General features: G+C 63.4%; 1 protein-coding gene. It reads right to left on the bottom strand.

From position 1 onward, the window contains the following. Positions 1-22 precede the first annotated feature (22 nt). Positions 23-796: a sulfite exporter TauE/SafE family protein gene (locus tag NKH60_RS34950; protein WP_352471466.1), complete on the bottom strand. Its 774-nt coding sequence runs from the start codon at positions 794-796 to the stop codon at positions 23-25. Positions 797-1004 lie beyond the last annotated feature (208 nt).

Raw genomic sequence — 1004 nt, 5'->3', positions numbered from 1 at the left:
GCTCCAGCCAACATCGACATTGTTAAGACATTCCTGTGGCCGCGCGCCAGGCCTGCACAACGAAGCTGTGCTGGTTCCAGATCATCAGCGCTCCACTCACAGCCATGAGCGCGACCACAAGGCCGCGGAACTGTCGTCCACTTAGGCGTTCGAGCCAGCGCTTGGCCAGCAGATTGGCAAGCGCAGCGCCCAAACCCGCGGCTGCGCCGTACATGACCGCCTGACCACCGAGCGCGCCGAGTCCGGTGAATACCGCGATCTTGACGACATCGGTCACAAACGAGTTCACCGATTTCGTGGCGACCAACGTCTCCTTCTCCGAACCGTAGTTCAGATAGAGCGAATTCAAGACGGGTCCCACCGTGCCCATCAGCGCCGACAACAGCGCGACGATCAGGCCGGCCGGGAGGAACCACCAGCGGCGGGCTCGGTAGCTCCGCTCGCGCGCGCCGCCGCGAAATTCCCAGACTGCACTGATCAGATAGATCCCTATGAGTATCTGGAGCCATTCCGCCCGACTGTTGGCGAAGAGCCAGGAGCCCGCAGCGGCACCGGCGATGGCGCCGGGCAGGTACCAACGGACCAGGCTCCAATCGATGTCGCGCCGGAAGGCCAGGGCGCGGATGGGATTGCCGATGAGCTCGGTCAAGGTGATGACCGGCGCAACCGCCGCGCTCCCTGTGATGAAAGTCACGGCGGGGATCAGCAATAGACCTCCGCCTCCGGCCGAGAGGGTGTTCAGTGTCCAGGTGAGGAACCCCGCCAACGCCAGGAGGCCTAGTCTAATCCAGTCCATCCGATCAGAACGAAGCGGACCTTTGATCGTTCCGAACGCGTTAGTTCGCAAAAGCCCGGCCCGCCCCTTGAGTCTCGTGTGCGATGGAAAGGTGATCTCAGGCGCAATGCTGGTGGCGGAGAGACGCCGTGCCAGAGAACCATTCCCGAGGCGGCGGGAAGAAGGCCGACGATCGCTCCGAGTCGGCCGAACTCCGCCGTTGGACGCG

This window comes from Mesorhizobium sp. M1006, assembly GCF_040318825.1.
Classification (GTDB): Bacteria; Pseudomonadota; Alphaproteobacteria; order Rhizobiales; family Rhizobiaceae; genus Mesorhizobium.
The sequence above is the reverse complement of the archived record's forward strand: the minus strand, read 5'-3'. Positions and strand labels throughout refer to the sequence as shown.